This window comes from Escherichia sp. KTE159 (genome assembly GCF_000408805.1).
GTDB lineage: Bacteria > Pseudomonadota > Gammaproteobacteria > Enterobacterales > Enterobacteriaceae > Escherichia > Escherichia marmotae.
Genome location: NZ_KE137292.1, coordinates 2,109,184 through 2,131,734, shown reverse-complemented (window position 1 = coordinate 2,131,734; position 22,551 = coordinate 2,109,184). Strand labels below are relative to the sequence as shown.

Sequence of the window (22,551 nt, the reverse complement as noted above, 5' to 3'; positions counted from 1 at the left end):
GGAATAGCAAGGGGAGTGCCAGAATGAGAATATTTGCTGTTGTTTTTTAACTGGTTGAATAATAAAGGGTAAATTAGAAGGGGATGACGAAGGTGAATGTTCGGCTATGCAGAAATTTGCGCACTGTGCAAATTTCTGCATAGCAAGTTTTGGTGTTATACATCCGCTGGATCGATACCGTATTCCTGAAGTTTATACATCAATGCACGGCGACTGATGCCCAGCATTAAAGCCGAGCGGGTTCGGTTGCCGTCCTGTTGTTCCAGAACTTCCATAATGATGCGTTTTTCGACGCGTTTAATTTCCTCTTTTAAATTACGCTCACCGGCAGGGGCTGTTTTGGCCTCACCAGCGCTACAGACAGGCTGACGAATCTGCGGCGGAAGATCCTCAGAAAAAATGATCGGGCCTGAATTCATCACGACGGCGCGTTCAATGACGTTGGAAAGCTCACGAATATTTCCCGGCCATGACCAGGCTGTAAGCAGTGACATTGCCATCGGATCGATATCGATAATATCGCGCTGATTCTCACTACTGAATTTTTGCAAAAAGTGATTAGCTAACAGGGAGATATCTTCCCGACGATCGCGCAGAGGTGGCAGTATTAAATGAATAACGTTAAGGCGATAAAAGAGATCTTCACGGAAAGTGCCTTCTTTAACCATTGCCTGCAAGTCGCGGTTGGTGGCAGCAATGATGCGGATATCAACTTTTATGGTTTGATGGCCGCCTATCCGTTCAAATTCCCGTTCCTGAAGAATGCGTAGTAATTTGGCTTGCAGTACCAGCGGCATTTCGCCAATTTCGTCGAGGAGCAGAGTACCTTCGTTGGCGCGTTCAAATAATCCCTGACGCAAGGATTGTGCACCAGTAAATGCGCCTTTTTCATGACCAAACAGTTCACTTTCGAGCAACGATTCCGGTAGCGCCGCGCAGTTGACTTTAATAAATGGCCCCTTTGCCCGCCGCGAATTGTAGTGAATCGCTCTGGCAATCAATTCTTTTCCGGTGCCACTTTCACCGCTAATCAAGACGCTGGCCTGAGAAAGGGCAATTTTGGCGGTGTCTTTGCAGATGTCCATCATCGCCGGGCTGTTGGTGAGAATGTGCCCCCATTGCCAACTAGTGCTCAGTGCCTGGTGCAGATGGCGGATCTCTTTTTTCATTGACTGGAGTTGTAAAGCTCGCTGAACGATTAAATTCAACTCATCGAGATCAAACGGTTTGATAACATAGTCGAAGGCACCGCAACGTAGTGCTTCGACGGCGGTTTCCACTTCAGCATAGGCCGTCATCAGAATAACGGGGGTTCGGGTTTCACGGCTGCGCATCTCCTTTAGTGCCTTGATGCCGTCCATCTCTGGCATGCGGATATCCATCAACACCACGTCAGGGTGAATATCGGCAAACAGTTGTAATGCTGTGCGTCCGTTGTTCGCACAATGTGTTTCGTATCCTTGTAGTGCAAAAGCGGTGCTCAGCATACGGCGAACATTATCTTCATCATCAACAATAAGGATGCGATTAATAGCGGTCATACGGTCTGATTTCCCTGCGGGTTGATCGGTAAAATAAGGGTGAAGGTTGCGCCGCAGCCCGGCAAACTGGCCACGCGAATATCCCCCTGATGGGCGTTAATGATGCGCTGACTTAACGCCAGACCAAGCCCTGTTCCTGAGGCTTTGGTGGTGAAAAAGGGATCGAAGATCTTTTTTTGCAGCGAGAGATCAATGCCACAGCCGTTGTCTTCTATCGAAATGGCCTGTTGTGAGTCACTGTACTGCCAGGTTCGAATGCGAATTTTCCCTCGTGCACTGATAGCCTGGACGGCATTGATCAGGATATTCAGTAGTACCTGTTTGAGCAGTTCACGATCGGCGCTAATCGGGCTTAATTCATCATCCAGTTCGCTTATGAAGTCGACCCGCGCTTGTACTCCGGCGGTTTGCACCAGTACCAGAGTTTCTTCAATCAATGCATTAAGGCTGACTTGTTGCCATTGACTGTGGCGTGGGCGTGAAAAATCGAGCAATTGCTGAATGACTTTGTTAATTGAGTCGATTTCTTTGAGCACAACGGACAGATATTCCTGATGTATTAGGTCACTGGTTTGTTGGCGTAGGATCTGCACATAACCACGGATAGCCGTCAGCGGATTACGTACTTCATGCGCCACGCCTGCCATCAGTTCACCCAGGGTGGCGAGGCGTTCAGCTTGCGCCATGCGGCGTTGGGTTTCTTTTCGGGCAGTTAAATCAGAGAAAATCACCAAAGCACCTATCATTTCACCATGCGTGTTATGAATACGACTGGTAGTGACACTGAGTTCAATGGTGCGGTCACGGCCTGGAAAACTGATTTCCAGTGCCACGTGTTCGGTGCCATGTTCCAGCGTATCCAGTACAGGACTGTAGAACTGAGTATTGTCGAACAACATGGCGTAAGGCTGCCCTACCAGTTCATGACGTTGATAGCCAGTGATGATTTCTGCTGCGGGGTTCATGGTGGTTACATCACCCTGGCGGTCAATGGCAATGACGCCATCGGCAGCGTTTTCAATAATCAGATCGTTAAGTGTCCGCGTTTCACGCAGTGCCTGGGCGAGGTTGTTAACACTCTGGCTGATTTGCCCCATTTCACCGGGCAATTGTGGTAATCGGGTAGGAATATTTTGCGCCAGAGTCGAGAGGCCATCGGTGATGATATCTATATTGGCGCTCAGGCGACGGGAGAAGAGCACAATCAACAGCAGGCTAATCAGCAAACCGGCGGTGAGCACAATGATAATCCTCACATCCATTTTCCAGGCCTGGCGTTGAATATCTTCGGTTAATTCATTGGCCCAGATATAGCCGAGGACTTCACCATTACGTTCAATGGGAATCATTGAATTCAGAATATCGCCGCGAACTTGCCTGCCTGAATAAACTAAAGGTGTATTTGTACGCATTACTTCGCGACCAGGGTGATCCGCGGCGATAGTAACGCCCACATTATTCTGATATAGCGCTGAAGGCGCGTAGGTGATTATCGCATCCAGCGTCTTGTTGTAATAACCAGCACCTATCCCAGGGAAGGCGTGAGTGATATTTTCGGTAATGGGAGCAAGTTCTGCGTTCAATGCGCGGATACGCTCTTCACGCGGTAAGTTGTTGTAGAGATCGTAGCGATCGCCTAGCGCCTGATTAAGCAGATTGACCACGGCAGAAAGTTTTTTCTCTTTTTCAGATAAGACTGCTGAACGTCCTTCCGTTTCTACGATATAACCAATAGTAAGCGTTGGGACAATGACCATCAGGATTGCCATCAGGATCATTTGATTGCGTAAGCGGCGTGGATAAATCCACTTCATATAATTCATGCTGAAATCCACCAATCTTGTCCGGTATATGACGATTATCGGGGGTTAAGGTGATGATTTCTCGGCGGTGTATCATATTACCGGGATGACAGAACATTGCGGTGGCACGTTTTTACCGCTACCTTAACCACACTCCATCGGTCACCTGAGGCGGAGCTTCGCCCCTTTGAAATACCTTGCTTCTTTTCGTACAACCCTGAAAGTTTCGCGCTATATGTTCAGAGCATTGGCGTTATTGCTCTGGCTGTTGATTGCTTTCTCATCAGTGTTTTACATCGTCAATGCTCTGCATCAGCGAGAATCTGAGATTCGTCAGGAATTTAACCTGAGCTCCGATCAGGCTCAGCGGTTTATCCAACGCACTTCTGATGTGATGAAAGAGCTGAAGTACATTGCCGAAAATCGCTTGTCTGCAGAAAACGGCGTACTTTCCCCGCGTGGGCGGGAAACGCAAACGGATGTGCCCGAGTTCGAACCGCTGTTTGCCGATTCTGACTGTTCCGCGATGAGTAACACCTGGCGGGGATCTCTGGAGTCGCTGGCATGGTTTATGCGCTACTGGCGCGATAATTTCTCTGCAGCTTACGATCTCAACCGCGTATTTTTGATCGGCAGCGATAACCTCTGCATGGCAAACTTTGGTTTGCGTGATATGCCTGTCGAACGCGATACCGCCTTGAAAGCTCTGCATGAGCGCATCAATAAGTATCGTAATGCGCCGCAGGATGACAGTGGCAGCAACCTCTATTGGATCAGCGAAGGCCCGCGCCCTGGCGTCGGGTATTTCTACGCGCTGACGCCGGTTTATCTGGCGAACCGTTTGCAGGCCTTGTTGGGCGTTGAACAAACCATTCGGATGGAGAACTTCTTTTTACCGGGTACATTACCGATGGGAGTCACCATCCTTGATGAGAATGGTCATACCCTGATTTCGTTGACCGGACCGGAAAGTAAAATCAAAGCTGAACCGCGTTGGATGCAGGAACGCTCCTGGTTCGGTTATACACCAGGTTTCCATGAGCTGGTGCTGAAGAAAAATCTGCCGCCGTCATCGTTAAGCATTGTTTACTCGGTGCCCGTTGATCAGGTGCTGGAACGCATACGTATGCTGATCCTCAACGCGATTTTGCTCAATGTGATCACCGGGGCGGCGTTGTTTACCCTCGCGCGGATGTATGAGCGGCGTATTTTCATTCCAGCGGAAAGCGACGCCCAGCGTCTGGAGGAGCATGAGCAGTTTAATCGCAAGATTGTCGCCTCCGCGCCGGTCGGGATCTGCATTTTGCGTACCGCTGATGGCGTCAATATTTTGAGTAACGAACTGGCGCATACCTATCTCAATATGCTTACGCATGAGGATCGCCAGCGGCTGACGCAAATTATTTGCGGTCAACAGGTCAATTTTGTCGATGTCCTGACCAGCAACAATACCAATCTGCAAATCAGTTTCGTCCATTCGCGCTATCGTAATGAAAACGTGGCGATTTGCGTACTTGTCGATGTTTCTTCACGTGTGAAGATGGAAGAGTCGCTGCAAGAGATGGCGCAGGCAGCAGAACAGGCGAGCCAATCGAAATCGATGTTCCTTGCTACCGTCAGCCACGAGCTGCGTACACCACTGTACGGCATTATCGGTAACCTGGATCTATTGCAAACTAAAGAGTTACCGAAAGGCGTTGACCGTCTGGTGACGGCAATGAACAACTCTTCCAGTCTGCTGTTGAAAATTATCAGCGACATTCTCGATTTTTCGAAGATTGAATCGGAACAGTTGAAGATAGAACCGCGTGAGTTTTCACCGCGTGAAGTGATGAACCATATCACCGCCAACTATTTGCCGCTGGTGGTGCGTAAACAGCTTGGTTTGTACTGCTTTATTGAACCGGATGTGCCGGTAACCTTAAACGGTGATCCGATGCGTTTACAGCAGGTCATCTCCAACCTGTTGAGTAACGCCATAAAATTTACCGATACAGGCTGCATTGTTCTGCATGTCCGTGCCGATGGTGATTATCTTTCTATTCGCGTTCGCGATACCGGCGTGGGTATCCCGGCGAAAGAAGTGGTGCGGCTGTTTGATCCCTTCTTCCAGGTGGGGACAGGCGTTCAGCGTAACTTCCAGGGAACCGGTCTGGGGCTGGCGATTTGTGAAAAATTGATCAGCATGATGGACGGTGACATCTCGGTGGAGTCTGAACCTGGTATGGGAAGCCAGTTTACCGTGCGTATTCCACTGTACGGCGCACAATATCCACATAAAAAAGGCGTTGAAGGGTTAACGGGTAAACGCTGTTGGTTGGCGGTACGCAATGCGTCGCTATGCCAATTTATCGAAACCAGTTTGCAGCGCAGTGGTGTAGTCGTTACAACATATGAAGGTCAGGAACCGTCACCTGAGGATGTGTTGATTACTGATGAGCCGCTGAGTGAAAAATGGCAGGGCAGAGCGGTGGTGACTTTCTGCCGCCGACATATTGGCATTCCGCTGGAAAGAGCGCCCGGTGAATGGGAGCATAGCGTTGCTTCGTCGCATGAACTGCCTGTGCTACTGGCGCGTATCTATCGGGTTGAGATGGAAAATGATGATCCTGGCAACGTTCTGCCGCTGGCTGACAAAGAGTCTACCAGCAACGACGACATGATGATTCTGGTGGTTGATGATCATCCTATTAACCGTCGCTTATTGGCCGATCAGCTCGGATCGTTGGGTTATCAGTGTAAGACCGCGAATGATGGTATCGATGCGCTTAATGTTCTTAGCAAGAATCACATTGATATCGTGCTTAGTGACGTTAACATGCCGAATATGGATGGTTACCGGTTAACGCAGCGTATTCGCCAATTGGGGCTAACATTGCCGGTAATCGGGGTGACAGCCAATGCGTTGGCCGAAGAGAAGCAGCGATGCCTGGAGTCCGGGATGGATAGTTGTCTGTCGAAGCCGGTGACGCTGGATGTCATAAAACAGACGCTGACGATGTATGCCGAAAGAGTCAGGAAAGCGCGGAAATCATCGTAGGGTGCGGTCGGTGTAAATGTCTGATGCGACGCTGGCACGTCGTATCAGGCCTGCGTTTGTGCAATCTATTGAAATATTGGGATTTGTAGGCCGGATAAGGTATTTACACCGCATCCGACCTGTTGGCTGGCTAAATTACTCTTTATCCGCCGGACTTAAGGTAACAGAAGAAAGATAGTTCAGCAGGGCGATATCGTTCTCGACGCCCAGCTTCATCATCGCGGATTTCTTCTGGCTGCTAATGGTCTTGATGCTGCGGTTGAGCTTTTTGGCAATCTCGGTAACCAGGAAACCTTCTGCAAACAGGCGCAGTACTTCACTCTCTTTAGGCGAGAGACGCTTGTCGCCGTAACCACTGGCACTGATTTTCTCCAGCAAACGAGAAACGCTTTCTGGGGTAAATTTCTTGCCTTTTTGCAACGCGGCGAGGGCTTTCGGCAGATCCGTAGGCGCGCCTTGCTTCAGTACGATCCCTTCGATATCCAGGTCCAGTACCGCACTAAGAATTGCCGGGTTGTTGTTCATGGTCAGAACAATGATCGACAGGCTTGGGAAATGGCGTTTGATGTATTTGATCAAGGTGATCCCGTCACCGTATTTATCTCCAGGCATGGAGAGATCGGTAATCAACACGTGCGCGTCCAGTTTCGGCAGATTGTTGATCAGTGCTGTGGAATCTTCAAATTCGCCGACAACATTCACCCACTCAATTTGTTCAAGTGATTTTCGAATACCGAACAGTACTATCGGATGGTCATCGGCAATAATTACGTTCATATTGTTCATGTAATAGGCTACCTTGCTACAGCAAGCTCTTGACATAGCTGTCAATGTCGCTGATGTATTTTTCTGTTCCTGGAACATCCTTCTCACGAATAAGATGTTCCAGCGTTTCACATAACTGCTTGCCGGGTACCAGATTTAGCATGGCAAATACGCCTTTAAGACGATGAGCCGTTTGGGCTAATGCAGCAAAGTCACTGGTTGCTGCTTCAGTATATAGCCTCTTAACATCATCCGGTACTGTGTCTACAAAGAGCGCATAATAGCCGCTGGCATGGAGTTGCGCATTTTCATCTCCACCCATAGGCGATTCTGTCACCTCTTCCTGCGCCAGTTGCACTTCAATTAATTGTAAGACTGCTTCCTGCATAGCATTGCTCATATTGAAATTGACGCACAATTGACCAGGCCCAATTTCCCGTACGCCAGACTCATCATCGCTTAAAAGCAAGCCAGAGGCAGTAAGATTAGACGGATTATCCGTTAAAAAGATATCATAATCCTGACTAATTAATCTTTCATCGGGTGTGATACAGGTTGCACCCCAATTTTCTAACTGGCGAGTGACAATATTCCGAATTTCTGTAGAAGTTACATCCACCATCACGGTGACATCATCCAGTAAACGTTCCTCTTCCTCTTCAACGTCCGGGTCTGCCGGGAGCATTTTGATATGCACGGAGTAGCGTGTACCAAGGCCGTCCCGTGTTTTGATGTTTAAATGACCGCCCAGTTTGCGCGCCAGTTGATCACTCAACCAGAATGCCAGCGGGTCTGCCTTACCATAGCGATCGCTCTGGGTCTGGTTGATGAACGGGAAATGTAAATTATCCATTTCATGAATACTTACACCATCTCCGGTGTCCAGAATACGGAAAGTCAGACGTTCTTCGGAGGATTCATCCTGATCAACCTCGAGGGTAATTTTCCCCAGTTGCGTTGAGGTGACGGCATATTGCATCAGCAGCAGCAAAATATGGCGTAAGGCATCACGATCGCCAAGGCGCATGTCATGTGCTTTCAGATGATTGTTAATCAGTAGTTGCAGACCTTTGCGTTTGATCGCAGGCAATACAGAAGGCACCACTTCATCAATTAAATCCTGCACGGAGAAAAGCGCAGTCTCGCTCTTCCAGCTATCGTCCGCCAGCATGTTCGCTAACTGAATTTCATCAACCAGTCGTACTAATACGTCCGCCTGATTCGCCAGTTGTTTGCTTTCCGGCGAGTTAAGTTTTGCTGCGCTTTCTGCAAGCCCCCGGGCTGGCTCCTTCAGTGCGTTACCAATGTTTTGCATAAAAGCCATCCGGCCCTGCTGATTTTTCTCATACAGACGCTGTGCCTGCTTGAGTTTCTTGTTTACCAGCACTTCGCGATCCTGATCGCGAATAATGAAGATTTGTGTACGCGGCGCTACCTGGCTGCGGAACATGCGAATCTCATACAGTTCGTTATTAACAGTCGCCTGAATGATTCCCTGATGTTGCTCTGCCATAGTGGTGATATTTTGCAGATTCAAATGCGGTAGCAGATGGTCGGCAATCTTATTGCTTATTACTGTGCGATTCGATTCCTGATCGTGAACCAGCAGGCCGAGCGGTAGGAGTGACACAATCTCTTCATTTATTGCCCGCAAAATATGCAGTTCGTTATTCACTGCAGTACTGGGGGCTCTTTCAGTGGTGCGGCCGGAGAAATGGCGAAAGGTGGTATAACCAAAAAGCGCCAGCGCCAGCAAACCGATGTTCAGTAGCAGTGGCAGCAGAATGTTTTGCAATGTATCCAGCAGTAAAGTGCCGTAAGGAACCTGCCAGACCAATCGCATATCGGTGGAGTTGAGCGCCGAAGAGATTTCAATTTTAGAACTGTTGAAGTTAATGCTGACGCTGTCTGCGGCTTCTTTCTCATTATTATTGTTACCCGTTGCGCCCGCTTCTGGCTCAAGACGGAAGCTATCCAGCGGCATCCCCGGCGGGATCAGGTCATTAATAGGCAGATCAAATGCAACCACCGTCGCCAGATGTCCTGGCTGGTTAAAGGTGGTACGTAAGGTAAAGTAATGGCCGTTCTGCCAGGCAAGACGACGCAGATTAGAAAAACTTTCGCGTTCATCCAGTGCGTTGGCCTGTTGCAGCATCTCCGCGCGACGTGAGTCGACAATGTCACTGACGGTCGACTCTTTGAAACCAGAAGTGAGATCTTTTAATGGCAGAGTAGAGATCAACACCAGGCTGTTATCCTGGCCGTTCAGATAATACATCGACCACGGTACATTTTCTGCGCCCCATAATGTGTCCAGATAAGTAGACATTCGTTGGGTCATCTCAAGCGTTGAATTGTCGTGAGAACCAAAGATCAGGGCTTCTGTTTTGCGGCGTGGTTTTTCCAGATAATAGACATCCTGTTTCAGACGCGTCTCTTGCAAACCTTCACTGGTGGAAGACGAAGTCGTCGCAGCGATGTTGTCGTAGATCTGCCAGGTCACGTAACGCCAGGTATCGACACGCTTTTGTATAGCATGGGTAATGTCGACAATCTGGTAGCTTTTATCTTTTAGCCAGGTGTTGACAGCGCTTTGTACCATCACTCCCATCGTCACAAGTAACACAATGATCAACAGTAAAAAGAAGCGGGTAATGCTCCCCGGTAGGAGTGAAAAGCGGGTCGTGGCCGTTGTCTCTTTCTGACGCATTCGTGTTTATGACCTGTTAAAACTTCTCGAAGTGATAGGGCAGTATAAAGGGTATAGAGCGAAATTCCAGACTATTACCAGATAGATGGTTCTCTCTTCCCCAATGATATTTATCCTTTTGCACGATGGGAAAGAGATGTACATGCGGCATTTTTTTGTACAAATAATCTGCAAAAAGAACAAAGTTAATTACAAATAAGGAAAGATGGCGGGGAATTATAATATTGTTAATTTTATGTGAAATTATTAACAGTTGTTATAATTTTGCATGGGTAGCACAAGAAAATAAAAGTTGTGTAAAGAAGGGTAAAAAAAACCGGATGCGATGCATCCGGTTGAAATAGGGGTAAACAGACATTCAGAAATGAATGACGGTAATAAATAAAGTTAATGATGATAGCGAGACATATTTTAGTTGCGAGTGAAGATTTTGTTTTGGCATTCAGTGCTATCAACGACTTAAGAATAAGTTATTGATTTTAACCTTGAATTATTATTGCTTGATGTTAGGTGCTTATTTCGCCAATCATCAAGAATCTTAAAAAGTTCCATCACATTTACATTTTGAAACATCTATAACGATAAATGAAACATCTTAAAAGTTTTAGTATCATATTCGTGTTGGATTATTCTGCATTTTTGGGGAGAATGGACTTGCCGACTGATTAATGAGGGTTAATCAGTATGCAGTGGCATAAAAAAGCAAATAAAGGCATATAACAGAGGGTTAATAACATGAAAGTTAAAGTACTGTCCCTCCTGGTCCCAGCTCTGCTGGTAGCAGGCGCAGCAAACGCTGCTGAAGTTTACAACAAAGACGGCAACAAATTAGATCTGTACGGTAAAGTAGACGGCCTGCACTATTTCTCTGACGACAAGTCTGTAGATGGCGACCAGACCTACATGCGTCTCGGCTTCAAAGGTGAAACTCAGGTTACTGACCAACTGACCGGTTATGGCCAGTGGGAATATCAGATCCAGGGCAACGCTCCGGAAAGCGAAAACAACTCCTGGACCCGTGTGGCATTCGCTGGTCTGAAATTCCAGGATATCGGTTCTTTCGACTACGGTCGTAACTACGGCGTTGTTTACGACGTAACTTCCTGGACCGACGTTCTGCCAGAATTCGGTGGCGACACCTACGGTTCTGACAACTTCATGCAGCAGCGTGGTAACGGCTTCGCGACCTACCGTAACACCGACTTCTTCGGTCTGGTTGACGGCCTGAACTTTGCTGTTCAGTATCAGGGTAAAAACGGTAGCGTAAGCGGCGAAGGCATGACCAACAACGGTCGTGGCGCTCTGCGTCAGAACGGCGACGGCGTTGGCGGTTCTATCACTTATGATTACGAAGGCTTCGGTATCGGTGCTGCAGTTTCCAGCTCCAAACGTACTGATGATCAGAACAGCGCTGCTTACATCGGTAACGGCGACCGTGCTGAAACCTACACTGGTGGTCTGAAATACGACGCGAACAACATCTACCTGGCTGCTCAGTACACCCAGACCTATAACGCAACTCGCGTAGGTTCCCTGGGGTGGGCGAACAAAGCACAGAACTTCGAAGCTGTTGCTCAGTACCAGTTCGACTTCGGTCTGCGTCCGTCTGTAGCATACCTGCAGTCTAAAGGTAAAAACCTGGGTCGTGGCTACGACGACGAAGATATTCTGAAATATGTTGATGTTGGTGCTACCTACTACTTCAACAAAAACATGTCCACCTACGTTGACTACAAAATCAACCTGCTGGACGACAACCAGTTCACCCGCGCTGCTGGCATCAACACTGATGACATCGTAGCTCTGGGTCTGGTTTACCAGTTCTAATCTCGATTTATATCGAACAAAGGGCCTGCGGGCCCTTTTTTCATTGTTTTCAGCGTACAAACGCAGTCTTTTGGTGTACTCTTGCGACCGTTCGCATGAGGATAATCACGTATGGAAATGAACTTTACCCGTGTGGCATTGCTGGCTGCCGCGCTCTTGTTTGTTGGTTGCGATCAAAAACCACAACCCGCCAAACCCAACGCTCCTGAAGTTACCGTTCTTGAAGGCAAAACGATGGGAACCTTCTGGCGTGCCAGCATTCCGGGCATTGACGCCAAACGTAGTGTTGAACTCAAAGAGAAGATCCAGACTCAGTTGGATGCCGACGATCAGCTACTTTCGACTTATAAAAAAGATTCCGCGCTGATGCGTTTTAACGACTCGCAAAGTTTATCGCCGTGGCCGGTAAGTGAAGCGATGGCTGATATCGTCACCACTTCGCTACGCATTGGCGCAAAGACTGACGGTGCGATGGATATTACCGTCGGGCCGCTGGTGAATTTGTGGGGCTTTGGCCCGGAGCAACAGCCGGTACAAATCCCGACCCAGGAACAGATCGACGCGATGAAAGCCAAAACCGGCTTACAGCACCTGATGGTAATTAATCAGTTGCATCAGCAATATCTGCAAAAAGATGTGCCGGACTTATATGTCGATCTCTCCACCGTGGGTGAAGGTTATGCGGCAGATCATCTGGCGCGTCTCATGGAGCAGGAAGGTATTTCCCGCTATCTGGTGTCGGTTGGCGGCGCACTGAACAGCCGGGGCATGAATGGTGAAGGGCAGCCGTGGCGGGTGGCGATCCAAAAACCGACCGATAAAGAGAATGCGGTTCAGGCCGTGGTCGATATCAATGGCCACGGGATTAGCACCTCCGGTAGCTATCGCAACTATTACGAGCTGGACGGCAAACGCCTGTCCCATGTTATCGATCCGCAAACCGGGCGTCCCATCGAACATAATCTGGTGTCCGTGACGGTAATTGCCCCGACGGCGCTGGAAGCCGATGCCTGGGACACCGGGTTAATGGTTCTCGGGCCGGATAAAGCCAAAGAAATCGTTCGCCGGGAAGGGCTGGCGGTCTATATGATCACCAAAGAGGGCGATAGTTTTAAAACCTGGATGTCGCCGCAGTTTAAAAGCTTCCTTATCAGCGAAAAAAATTAAAGCGCAAGATTGTTGGTTTTTGCGTGATGGTGACCGGGCAGACTAGAGGCTATCCTTAACCAGGGAGCTGCTTATGAAAAACGCCACATGCTTAACTGACGATCAACGCTGGCAATCTGTCCTGGCCCGCGACCCGCACGCCGACGGCAAATTCGTTTTCGCCGTGCGTACCACGGGCATCTTTTGCCGCCCGTCTTGCCGCGCCAGACATGCCCTGCGGGAAAACGTCTCCTTTTATGCGGATGCCAGCGAGGCGCTTGCCGCAGGTTTTCGCCCCTGCAAACGTTGCCAGCCGGACAAAGCCAATGCCCGGCAAGACCGGTTGGATAAAATCACCCATGCTTGTCGGCTGCTGGAACAAGAAACGCCCGTGACGCTGGAGGCTTTAGCCGACCAGGTGGCGATGAGTCCATTCCACTTACACCGTTTATTTAAAGCTACGACCGGAATGACACCAAAAGCCTGGCAACAGGCCTGGCGTGCTCGTCGCTTGCGCGAATCGTTAACGAAAGGGGAGAGCGTCACCCAGGCGATTCTCCACGCCGGATTTCCCGACGGCAGCAGTTACTACCGTAAAGCCGACGAAACGCTGGGCATGACGGCTAAACAGTTTCGTCATGGTGGCGAAAACCTGGCTGTTCGTTATGCGCTGGCCGATTGTTCGCTGGGGCGTTGCCTGGTGGCGGAAAGCGAGCGGGGGATTTGCGCGATTTTACTGGGCGATGACGATGCGACATTAATTGGCGAGCTACAGCAGATGTTTCCTGCCGCCGACAACGCCCCTGCTGATCCGACATTTCAGCAACATGTGCGCGAGGTCATCGCCAGCCTTAATAACCGTAATACGCCGCTGACGTTACCGTTGGATATTCGCGGCACCGCTTTCCAACAACAAGTCTGGCAAGCATTGCGTTCCATTCCTTGTGGTGAAACAGTGAGTTACCAGCGACTGGCAAATTCCATCGGCAAACCAACAGCGGTGCGTGCAGTGGCAAGTGCTTGCGCCGCCAATAAGTTAGCGATCGTTATACCTTGTCATCGGGTGGTACGTGGCGATGGCGCACTTTCCGGTTACCGCTGGGGTGTTTCGCGTAAAGCGCAATTGCTACGTCGCGAAGCTGAAAATGAGGAGAGGTAATGCTGGATCTGTTCACTGATGCTGAACCCTGGCAAGAACCGCTGGCTTCCGGCGCAGTGATCCTGCGCCGTTTTGCTTTTGATATCGCAGAAGATCTGATGCAGGAAATTAACGGTGTCGCCAACCAGTCGCCGTTTCGCCAGATGGTTACACCGGGTGGGTATACCATGTCGGTGGCAATGACCAACTGTGGACGTCTTGGCTGGACGACTAACCAGCAAGGCTATCTCTATTCGCCTATTGATCCACAAACAAATAAGCCGTGGCCCGCCATGCCGCAAGGCTTTCGTGATTTGTGCCAACGGGCAGCAACGGCGGCGGGGTATCCCGATTTCCAGCCTGACGCTTGCCTTATCAACCGCTACGTCCCTGGCGCGAAACTGTCATTGCATCAGGATAAAGACGAGCCGGATCTGCGCGCGCCAATTGTTTCTGTTTCTCTGGGACTGCCTGCAATTTTCCAGTTTGGCGGCTTGAAACGTAATGATCCGCTAAAACGTCTGTTGCTGGAACATGGCGATGTGGTGGTGTGGGGCGGTGAGTCACGGCTGTTTTATCACGGTATTCAACCACTAAAAGCGGGATTTCATCCACTGACCGCCGACTGTCGCTACAACCTGACCTTTCGCCAGGCAGGTAAAGAAGAATAAAAATAAGAATTATTATTGCTGTGTGCGCGGAGATGTTTAAACTGCGGGCTGTAATTCATTGTCCGGGTTTTCTGCATGGAACTTCTTGTACTTGTCTGGCGGCAGTATCGCTGGCCATTTATCAGTGTGATGGCGCTCAGCCTCGCCAGTGCGGCGTTAGGCATTGGCTTAATTGCTTTTATCAATCAGCGTCTTATCGAAACGGCAGATACCAGTTTGCTGGTGTTGCCGGAGTTTCTGGGTTTATTGCTGCTGTTGATGGCGGTAACACTGGGATCGCAACTGGCGCTCACCACACTGGGCCATCATTTCGTTTACCGACTGCGTAGCGAATTTATCAAGCGGATTCTGGATACCCACGTCGAGCGCATTGAACAACTGGGCAGTGCCTCATTGCTGGCGGGGTTAACCAGCGATGTGCGCAATATCACCATCGCTTTTGTGCGCTTACCTGAACTGGTGCAGGGTATCATTCTCACTGTGGGTTCGGCGGCGTATCTGTGGATGCTGTCGGGTAAAATGTTGCTGGTAACGGCGATCTGGATGGCAATCACCATCTGGGGTGGTTTTTTGTTGGTGGCGCGGGTGTACAAACATATGGCGACCCTGCGAGAAACCGAAGACAAGCTGTACACGGATTTTCAAACTGTACTGGAAGGGCGCAAAGAGCTGACCCTGAACCGCGAGCGCGCCGAGTACGTTTTTAACAATCTCTACATCCCCGATGCGCAAGAATATCGCCATCATATTATTCGTGCTGATACATTCCATCTTAGTGCCGTGAACTGGTCGAACATTATGATGCTGGGCGCAATAGGCCTGGTGTTCTGGATGGCAAACAGTCTCGGTTGGGCTGATACCAACGTTGCGGCGACTTATTCGCTGACGCTGTTGTTCCTGCGTACACCGCTGCTTTCGGCGGTTGGTGCGTTGCCGACGCTGCTGACGGCACAGGTGGCGTTCAACAAGCTGAACAAATTCGCGCTCGCGCCTTTTAAAGCGGAGTTTCCGCGCCCGCAGGCGTTTCCCAACTGGCAAACCCTGGAGCTGCGTAACGTGACGTTTAGTTATCAGGATAATGCTTTTTCCGTTGGCCCGATTAACCTCACTATTAAACGTGGCGAACTGCTGTTCCTGATTGGTGGCAACGGTAGCGGTAAATCGACGCTGGCGATGTTGCTGACGGGGTTGTATCAGCCGCAAAGCGGTGAAATTTTGCTGGATGGCAACCCCATCAGCGCTGAAAAACCAGAAGATTATCGCAAGCTGTTTTCCGCCGTGTTTACCGATGTCTGGTTGTTTGATCAACTGCTGGGGCCGGAGGGTAAAACCGCAAATCCACAACTGGTTGAGAAGTGGCTGGATCAGTTGAAAATGGGTCATAAGCTTGAGTTAAGTAACGGGCGTATTCTTAACCTGAAGTTATCGAAAGGGCAGAAGAAACGCGTGGCGTTGTTGCTGGCACTGGCAGAAGAACGCGACATAATCCTGTTGGATGAATGGGCAGCGGATCAGGATCCACACTTCCGCCGTGAGTTTTATCAGGTATTACTGCCGCTGATGCAGGAGATGGGCAAAACGATTTTCGCCATCAGTCATGATGACCACTATTTTATTCACGCCGACCGCCTGCTGGAAATGCGCAGTGGGCTGCTTAGCGAACTAACCGGCGAAGAGCGTGATGCCGCTTCGCGTGATGCCGTTGCCCGGACGGCATGATATTTTGACGCTTACCTGACGGACTTCTGCTGCCAGGTAAGCGTTCCCTTCGTTTCTAATAACCCTATAATTAATCAACGAAATCATAATGTTTATAAAAATAGAAGATAATTTATAAACATTATTTAAATATTGTTACTTAAGTGTTAACGTTGATGCCGCGCAAATCTCACCTGCAATAAAGCGACTAAAAGTAAGGCATTAACAAGATGAAAAAAGTGACTGCCATGCTCTTCTCGATGGCCGTGGGGCTTAATGCCGTTTCAATGACGGCAAAAGCGAAAGCGTCCGAGGAGCAGGAAACTGATGTACTGTTGATTGGCGGCGGCATTATGAGCGCCACGTTGGGGACCTATTTACGGGAACTGGAGCCTGAATGGTCGATGACCATGGTAGAGCGCCTGGAGGGTGTCGCGCAGGAGAGTTCGAACGGCTGGAACAACGCCGGAACCGGGCATTCTGCGCTGATGGAACTCAATTACACCCCGCAAAACGCCGATGGCAGCATCAGTATTGAAAAAGCAGTCGCCATTAACGAAGCATTCCAGATTTCCCGCCAGTTCTGGGCGCACCAGGTCGAGCGCGGCGTGCTGCGTACCCCGCGTTCATTTATCAATACCGTTCCGCATATGAGCTTTGTCTGGGGCGAAGATAACGTCAATTTCCTGCGTGCCCGTTACGCGGCATTGCAACAAAGTTCGCTGTTTCGTGGTATGCGTTACTCTGAAGATCACGCGCAAATCAAGGAGTGGGCACCGTTAGTGATGGAAGGGCGTGATCCACAACAGAAAGTGGCGGCTACGCGTACAGAAATTGGCACCGATGTGAACTACGGTGAGATCACCCGTCAGTTGATCGCCTCATTACAGAAGAAATCTAACTTCTCGCTGCAACTCAGCAGCGAAGTCCGCGCTATCAAACGTAATGACGATAACACCTGGACCGTCACCGTTGCCGATCTGAAAAACGGCACCGCACAGAACATCCGTGCGAAATTTGTCTTTATCGGCGCGGGTGGCGCGGCACTGAAACTGTTGCAGGAGTCCGGTATTCCGGAAGCGAAAGAATACGCCGGTTTCCCGGTGGGCGGTCAGTTCCTCGTTTCGGAAAACCCGGATGTGGTTAATCACCATCTGGCGAAGGTCTATGGTAAAGCATCCGTTGGCGCGCCGCCGATGTCAGTTCCGCATATCGATACCCGTGTACTGGACGGTAAACGCGTGGTGCTGTTCGGGCCATTTGCTACCTTCTCAACCAAATTCCTCAAAAACGGTTCGCTGTGGGATCTGATGAGTTCCACCACCACCTCTAACGTGATGCCGATGATGCACGTCGGGCTGGATAATTTCGATCTGGTGAAATATCTGGTGAGTCAGGTGATGTTGAGTGAAGAGGATCGTTTTGAAGCGTTGAAAGAGTACTACCCACAAGCGAAAAAAGAGGACTGGCGTTTGTGGCAAGCGGGACAGCGCGTGCAGATTATCAAACGTGATGCCGATAAAGGCGGCGTGCTGCGTCTGGGTACAGAAGTGGTCAGCGACCAGCAAGGAACCATTGCTGCGCTGCTCGGCGCATCGCCGGGGGCATCTACCGCTGCGCCGATTATGTTGAGTCTGTTGGAAAAAGTGTTTGGTGATCGTGTTTCCAGCCCACAATGGCAGGCCACGCTGAAAGCAATTGTTCCGTCTTATGGCAGCAAGCTGAACGGTGATGCGGCGGCAACAGAACGTGAATTGCAGTACACCAGCGAAGTTCTGAGCCTGAAATATGATAAGCCGCAGGCGGCAGATAGCACGCCGAAAGCGCAGTTGAAACCGCAACCAGTACAAAAAGAAGTGGCGGATATTGCGTTGTAATGGTGCGCCGCATCCGGCAACTGGCCAGGGCGTTAGATGTCGGATGCGGCGTAACCGCCTTATCCGACCTACGGGGGCAGCACTTCACAGCGGCGTAGGCCTGATAAGACGCGCAGCGTCGCATCAGGCAACCGGCCAGGGCGTTAGATGTCGGATGCGGCGTAACCGCCTTATCCGACCTGCGGAGTGCAGCACTTCACATTCGTTTAGCGAACTACCGCGTTCTCAATCTTCTCTTCCGCCTTCCAGACGCGGTATTTCACATCCACATTGTCTGGTGTATACACCACGATCGGCAGCTTGCTGTTGTAACGCAGCATTCCGGCATCACCCAGATACGCGGTAACAAATTTCTTCTCTTTCTTGCCATCCGGACAGGCCATCATCGTCGAAACCGGGGAGCTAACTTTATCAAAGACATAATAATCATAGCCCCAGCCTTCCAGCGTTTTGCTTTCCAGTTTTCCGCCAAGACGATGCAGATTGCAATCGACCTCCAGCGTCTGACCGATCAACAGTTCTACTTTCAGGGTAGATTCATCTTCTTGCGGGGTTAACTGAATCACCTGACGCTTCATCCCTTTTTCGGCTTGCGGATAAGGGGCAATTTTTTCCAGCGGCTGGATGCTTTCTGCCGCCCAGGCAGAGGTCGTGGCAAAAGCGGCAAACAACACTGCAGGTAGAATGGTCTTCATTTTGTTTTCCTTTCTTCATTTATAGGTTTTTCACCGATGATGTCGCTGAAGGTTAACATATTCATCAAATTTATTAATTTGCTTTATGAATAACTTAAGGAATATTCAGACAACTTTACCTTCTCTTTTGGTGTTATATGCTGATGAATGGTGAAGCCTGAAGAAATATATTTGGTGAATTTATCGCTATATAAATTTATTTATAACCATTTGAAATGTGAGCAAAAGACCGTTTTTGCCAGCCTTCCCACCACTCTTTTGATCCTACTACAGGTTTTACCCCGATCGGGGTATGCATCTTTGACACATCCTTTAATATCTTAGCGGCTATAAAAATGGCTTATTAATTATGCGGTTTATTTGGTCGCTCTCCGTTTTCAGAGCGCGTTAATGATGGAAGGTCAATGTGAAGATTGATGTATCCCGTCGGGGCATACTCACTGGTCGCTGGCGCAAAGCCAGTAACGGTATCCGTCCGCCCTGGTCTGGTGATGAATCTCATTTTCTGACCCATTGTACCCGCTGCGACGCCTGTATTAATGCTTGTGAAAACAACATTCTGCAACGTGGTGCGGGCGGCTATCCGAGCGTTAATTTCAAAAACAACGAGTGCAGTTTCTGTTATGCCTGTGCGCAGGCTTGCCCCGAATCACTATTTTCTCCGCGCCACACCAGGGCCTGGGATTTGCTGTTCACCATCGGGGAGACGTGCCTGGCGTATCAGGCAGTCGAATGCCGTCGCTGTCAGGATAGCTGTGAACCAATGGCCATTATCTTTCGCCCGACGCTTTCCGGGATCTACCAGCCGCAACTTAATAGCCAACTTTGCAACGGATGTGGAGCATGTGCAGCTAGTTGTCCGGTATCAGCCATTACTGCGGAGTATCTCCATGCACACTAACTGGCAAGTTTGCAGCCTGGTCGTTCAGGCCAAAAGCGAACGAATTTCAGACATCAGCACCCAACTGAACGCCTTTGATGGCTGTGAAGTCGCTGTCAGCGACGCGCCGAGTGGTCAGTTGATAGTGGTGGTGGAAGCAGAAGACAGCGAAACGCTAATTCAAACCATTGAGTCAGTACGCAACGTAGAAGGCGTGCTGGCGGTGTCGCTGGTTTATCACCAGCAGGAAGAGCAAGGTGAGGAAACACCATGAAACTCAGTCGTCGTAGCTTTATGAAAGCTAACGCCGTTGCGGCCGCTGCGGCGGCTGCCGGTCTCAGCGTGCCGGGCGTTGCCCGCGCCGTTGTTGGTCAGCAGGAAGCCATTAAATGGGATAAAGCGCCATGCCGTTTTTGCGGTACTGGTTGTGGCGTTCTGGTCGGAACGCAACAGGGGCGTGTGGTGGCCTGTCAGGGCGACCCGGACGCACCGGTTAACCGTGGTCTGAACTGCATTAAGGGCTATTTCCTGCCCAAAATTATGTACGGTAAAGACCGTTTGACGCAGCCGCTTCTGCGTATGAAAAACGGTAAATATGACAAAGAAGGCGAGTTCACCCCAATTACCTGGGATCAAGCCTTTGATGTGATGGAAGAGAAATTCAAAACCGCCCTGAAAGAAAAAGGGCCAGAGTCGATCGGTATGTTCGGTTCTGGTCAGTGGACTATCTGGGAAGGTTATGCCGCGTCCAAGTTGTTCAAAGCGGGCTTCCGTTCTAACAACATCGACCCGAACGCACGCCACTGTATGGCGTCGGCGGTCGTTGGCTTTATGCGTACCTTTGGTATGGATGAGCCGATGGGCTGCTATGACGACATCGAACAGGCTGACGCGTTTGTGCTGTGGGGCGCGAACATGGCGGAGATGCACCCGATCCTCTGGTCGCGCATTACCAACCGTCGTCTCTCTAACCAGAACGTCACCGTGGCGGTGCTTTCTACTTACCAGCATCGTAGCTTTGAACTGGCGGATAACGGCATCATCTTTACGCCGCAGTCTGACCTGGTGATCCTGAACTATATCGCCAACTATATCATTCAAAACAATGCGATAAATCAGGACTTCTTCAGCAAACACGTCAACCTGCGTAAAGGGGCGACGGACATCGGCTACGGTTTACGTCCAACCCATCCGCTGGAAAAAGCGGCGAAAAATCCGGGTTCCGATGCTTCCGAGCCGATGAGCTTTGAAGATTACAAAGCCTTTGTTGCCGAATATACGCTGGAAAAAACCGCTGAAATGACCGGCGTGCCAAAAGATCAGTTGGAACAACTGGCGCAACTGTATGCCGATCCGAACAAGAAAGTCATCTCCTACTGGACGATGGGTTTCAACCAGCATACCCGCGGCGTGTGGGCCAACAACCTGGTCTACAACCTGCATCTGCTGACCGGCAAAATTTCCCAGCCGGGTTGCGGTCCGTTCTCCCTCACGGGTCAGCCTTCCGCGTGTGGTACTGCGCGTGAAGTGGGCACCTTTGCTCACCGTCTGCCAGCGGACATGGTGGTGACCAACGAGAAACACCGTGATATCTGCGAGAAGAAGTGGAATATCCCGAGCGGCACCATTCCGGCAAAAATCGGTCTGCACGCGGTAGCACAAGACCGTGCGCTGAAAGACGGCACGCTGAATGTTTACTGGACCATGTGTACCAATAACATGCAGGCCGGGCCGAACATTAATGAAGAGCGTATGCCGGGCTGGCGCGATCCGCGCAACTTTATCATCGTTTCCGATCCATATCCGACAGTCAGTGCGCTGGCCGCGGACTTGATTCTGCCGACAGCAATGTGGGTAGAGAAAGAGGGGGCTTACGGTAACGCAGAACGCCGTACTCAGTTCTGGCGTCAACAGGTACAGGCACCGGGCGAAGCAAAATCGGATCTCTGGCAGTTAGTCCAGTTCTCCCGCCGCTTCAAAACTGAAGAAGTGTGGCCGGAAGAGCTGCTGGCGAAGAAACCGGAGCTGCGTGGCAAAACGCTGTACGAGGTACTGTATGCCACCCCGGAAGTGAGCAAATTCCCGGTATCCGAACTGGCAGAAGATCAACTTAATGATGAATCCCGCGAGCTGGGCTTCTATCTGCAAAAAGGGCTGTTCGAAGAGTACGCATGGTTTGGCCGCGGTCACGGTCACGATCTGGCTCCGTTCGATGACTACCACAAAGCACGCGGCCTGCGCTGGCCGGTAGTTAACGGTAAAGAAACGCAGTGGCGTTACAGTGAAGGCAACGACCCGTATGTGAAAGCGGGCGAAGGCTACAAGTTCTACGGTAAACCGGATGGCAAAGCGGTGATCTTCGCACTGCCGTTTGAACCGGCGGCGGAAGCTCCGGATGAAGAATACGATCTGTGGCTCTCTACCGGGCGCGTACTGGAGCACTGGCATACCGGCAGTATGACTCGCCGTGTACCAGAACTGCACCGTGCCTTCCCGGAAGCGGTCCTGTTTATTCACCCGCTGGATGCGAAAGCGCGTGACCTGCGTCGTGGTGACAAAGTGAAAGTGGTTTCTCGTCGTGGCGAAGTGATCTCGATTGTCGAAACGCGCGGTCGTAACCGTCCGCCGAAGGGCCTGGTGTATATGCCGTTCTTCGACGCCGCACAGTTGGTTAACAAACTGACGCTGGACGCGACCGATCCGCTCTCGAAAGAGACGGACTTTAAGAAGTGCGCGGTCAAACTGGAGAAGGTGTAAGCCA

15 protein-coding genes and 1 pseudogene are annotated in these 22,551 nt (G+C 50.3%); 10 read left to right on the top strand and 6 right to left on the bottom strand.

Translation table 11 applies throughout. The features are described from left to right. Positions 1 to 155: 155 nt before the first annotated feature. Both atoC and atoS read right to left on the bottom strand, forming a co-directional pair. Complete coding sequence (gene atoC, locus A31E_RS11410; protein ID WP_016248981.1) at positions 156 to 1,541, bottom strand: acetoacetate metabolism transcriptional regulator AtoC; 1,386 nt, start codon at positions 1,539 to 1,541, stop codon at positions 156 to 158. Then, the gene (gene atoS / locus A31E_RS11415) at positions 1,538 to 3,364 is read right to left on the bottom strand and encodes a two-component system sensor histidine kinase AtoS (RefSeq protein ID WP_001516745.1); all 1,827 of its coding nucleotides are present in this window, start codon (positions 3,362 to 3,364) and stop codon (positions 1,538 to 1,540) included. The genes atoC and atoS overlap by 4 nt, the downstream gene beginning before the upstream one ends. Positions 3,365 to 3,530: 166 nt before the next feature. Between atoS and rcsC the strand changes: the two genes are divergently transcribed. Next, complete coding sequence (gene rcsC, locus A31E_RS11420) at positions 3,531 to 6,383, top strand: two-component system sensor histidine kinase RcsC (protein ID WP_016248980.1); 2,853 nt, start codon at positions 3,531 to 3,533, stop codon at positions 6,381 to 6,383. 135 nt (positions 6,384 to 6,518) lie between these two features. On the opposite strand, the gene rcsB is transcribed toward rcsC, so the two are convergent. Further along, the gene (rcsB, locus tag A31E_RS11425) at positions 6,519 to 7,169 is read right to left on the bottom strand and encodes a response regulator transcription factor RcsB (RefSeq protein WP_001516743.1); all 651 of its coding nucleotides are present in this window, start codon (positions 7,167 to 7,169) and stop codon (positions 6,519 to 6,521) included. 16 nt (positions 7,170 to 7,185) lie between these two features. Beyond that, positions 7,186 to 9,858: a phosphotransferase RcsD gene (rcsD, locus tag A31E_RS11430; RefSeq protein ID WP_016248979.1), complete on the bottom strand. Its 2,673-nt coding sequence runs from the start codon at positions 9,856 to 9,858 to the stop codon at positions 7,186 to 7,188. 735 nt (positions 9,859 to 10,593) lie between these two features. Here rcsD and ompC point away from each other — a divergent pair. The 6 genes from ompC to mqo all read left to right on the top strand — a co-directional run bounded on the left by ompC (position 10,594) and on the right by mqo (position 18,215). Next, positions 10,594 to 11,685 (top strand): porin OmpC, encoded by a 1,092-nt coding sequence (gene ompC / locus A31E_RS11435; protein ID WP_016248978.1) that lies wholly within the window; start codon positions 10,594 to 10,596, stop codon positions 11,683 to 11,685. A 111-nt stretch (positions 11,686 to 11,796) separates the two neighbouring features. Beyond that, complete coding sequence (gene apbE / locus A31E_RS11440) at positions 11,797 to 12,852, top strand: FAD:protein FMN transferase ApbE (RefSeq protein WP_016248977.1); 1,056 nt, start codon at positions 11,797 to 11,799, stop codon at positions 12,850 to 12,852. Positions 12,853 to 12,925: 73 nt separating this feature from the next. Continuing rightward, entirely contained in the window at positions 12,926 to 13,990 is a 1,065-nt protein-coding gene (ada, locus tag A31E_RS11445; RefSeq protein WP_016248976.1) for a bifunctional DNA-binding transcriptional regulator/O6-methylguanine-DNA methyltransferase Ada, read from the top strand. Beyond that, a complete protein-coding gene (gene alkB / locus A31E_RS11450; protein ID WP_001516739.1) occupies positions 13,990 to 14,640 on the top strand; it encodes a DNA oxidative demethylase AlkB in 651 nt (216 codons plus the stop codon). Before ada ends, alkB begins: the two co-directional genes overlap by 1 nt. 75 nt (positions 14,641 to 14,715) lie before the next feature. Then, positions 14,716 to 16,359, top strand: a complete 1,644-nt coding sequence (gene yojI / locus A31E_RS11455) for a microcin J25 efflux ABC transporter YojI (protein WP_001516738.1) — start codon at positions 14,716 to 14,718, stop codon at positions 16,357 to 16,359. Between the two features lie 209 nt (positions 16,360 to 16,568). Further along, positions 16,569 to 18,215, top strand: a complete 1,647-nt coding sequence (mqo, locus tag A31E_RS11460; protein WP_000758095.1) for a malate dehydrogenase (quinone) — start codon at positions 16,569 to 16,571, stop codon at positions 18,213 to 18,215. A gap of 206 nt (positions 18,216 to 18,421) precedes the next feature. Here mqo and eco read toward each other — a convergent pair whose 3' ends face one another. Beyond that, a complete protein-coding gene (gene eco / locus A31E_RS11465; RefSeq protein WP_016248975.1) occupies positions 18,422 to 18,910 on the bottom strand; it encodes a serine protease inhibitor ecotin in 489 nt (162 codons plus the stop codon). Positions 18,911 to 19,043: 133 nt separating this feature from the next. Continuing rightward, positions 19,044 to 19,208: pseudogene (locus tag A31E_RS26790) on the bottom strand (hypothetical protein). 108 nt (positions 19,209 to 19,316) lie between these two features. Here A31E_RS26790 and napF point away from each other — a divergent pair. From napF to napA, 3 genes are read left to right on the top strand one after another with little or no spacing between them, the layout of a single operon-like run. Further along, a complete protein-coding gene (napF, locus tag A31E_RS11470; protein WP_000687310.1) occupies positions 19,317 to 19,811 on the top strand; it encodes a ferredoxin-type protein NapF in 495 nt (164 codons plus the stop codon). Next, the gene (gene napD, locus A31E_RS11475) at positions 19,801 to 20,064 is read left to right on the top strand and encodes a chaperone NapD (protein ID WP_000557372.1); all 264 of its coding nucleotides are present in this window, start codon (positions 19,801 to 19,803) and stop codon (positions 20,062 to 20,064) included. Before napF ends, napD begins: the two co-directional genes overlap by 11 nt. After that, positions 20,061 to 22,547 carry a periplasmic nitrate reductase subunit alpha gene (gene napA / locus A31E_RS11480; RefSeq protein WP_016248974.1) on the top strand — a complete coding sequence of 829 codons (2,487 nt, stop codon included), beginning with the start codon at positions 20,061 to 20,063 and terminating at the stop codon, positions 22,545 to 22,547. Before napD ends, napA begins: the two co-directional genes overlap by 4 nt. Positions 22,548 to 22,551: the final 4 nt, after the last annotated feature.

Bases quoted from the DNA above. Each gene is read 5' to 3' on its own strand.
- atoC (WP_016248981.1), bottom strand. From the start codon at position 1,541: ATGACCGCTATTAATCGCATCCTTATTGTTGATGATGAAGATAATGTT.
- atoS (WP_001516745.1), bottom strand. From the start codon at position 3,364: ATGAATTATATGAAGTGGATTTATCCACGCCGCTTACGCAATCAAATG.
- rcsB (WP_001516743.1), bottom strand. From the start codon at position 7,169: ATGAACAATATGAACGTAATTATTGCCGATGACCATCCGATAGTACTG.
- rcsD (WP_016248979.1), bottom strand. From the start codon at position 9,858: ATGCGTCAGAAAGAGACAACGGCCACGACCCGCTTTTCACTCCTACCG.
- ompC (WP_016248978.1), top strand. From the start codon at position 10,594: ATGAAAGTTAAAGTACTGTCCCTCCTGGTCCCAGCTCTGCTGGTAGCA.
- apbE (WP_016248977.1), top strand. From the start codon at position 11,797: ATGGAAATGAACTTTACCCGTGTGGCATTGCTGGCTGCCGCGCTCTTG.
- ada (WP_016248976.1), top strand. From the start codon at position 12,926: ATGAAAAACGCCACATGCTTAACTGACGATCAACGCTGGCAATCTGTC.
- alkB (WP_001516739.1), top strand. From the start codon at position 13,990: ATGCTGGATCTGTTCACTGATGCTGAACCCTGGCAAGAACCGCTGGCT.
- yojI (WP_001516738.1), top strand. From the start codon at position 14,716: ATGGAACTTCTTGTACTTGTCTGGCGGCAGTATCGCTGGCCATTTATC.
- mqo (WP_000758095.1), top strand. From the start codon at position 16,569: ATGAAAAAAGTGACTGCCATGCTCTTCTCGATGGCCGTGGGGCTTAAT.
- eco (WP_016248975.1), bottom strand. From the start codon at position 18,910: ATGAAGACCATTCTACCTGCAGTGTTGTTTGCCGCTTTTGCCACGACC.
- napD (WP_000557372.1), top strand. From the start codon at position 19,801: ATGCACACTAACTGGCAAGTTTGCAGCCTGGTCGTTCAGGCCAAAAGC.
- napA (WP_016248974.1), top strand. From the start codon at position 20,061: ATGAAACTCAGTCGTCGTAGCTTTATGAAAGCTAACGCCGTTGCGGCC.